This window comes from uncultured Tenacibaculum sp. (genome assembly GCF_947502995.1).
Taxonomy (GTDB): Bacteria; Bacteroidota; Bacteroidia; order Flavobacteriales; family Flavobacteriaceae; genus Polaribacter.
In genome coordinates this window covers 1-212 of the sequence record NZ_CANNBW010000094.1, presented here as the reverse complement: position 1 = coordinate 212, position 212 = coordinate 1, and the positions used below count along the sequence as shown (strand labels likewise).

1 protein-coding gene is annotated in these 212 nt (G+C 38.2%); it reads right to left on the bottom strand.

Going from position 1 to position 212, the window contains the following annotated elements:
* A partial coding sequence (locus tag Q1A46_RS20890; protein WP_299683605.1) for a hypothetical protein occupies positions 1–212 on the bottom strand: 212 nt, incomplete at both ends.

Genomic DNA, 212 nt, shown 5'->3' with positions numbered 1-212 from the left:
ACGGATCCATCGACTTCTGTAGCCGTTATGATATAAGGATCAGCCGCAGTTCCCGTTCCTGATATTGTATTGATTCCTGCAACGTTAATTACAGATTTTAGAGAAGAAAGATCTACAGTAATAGGTGCTGCTCCGTCATCTTCTAACGATATGGTTAGTTCATTACTAGTTGAATTAAACGTAAACTGATCTATAGTTTGATCATCTGTTCC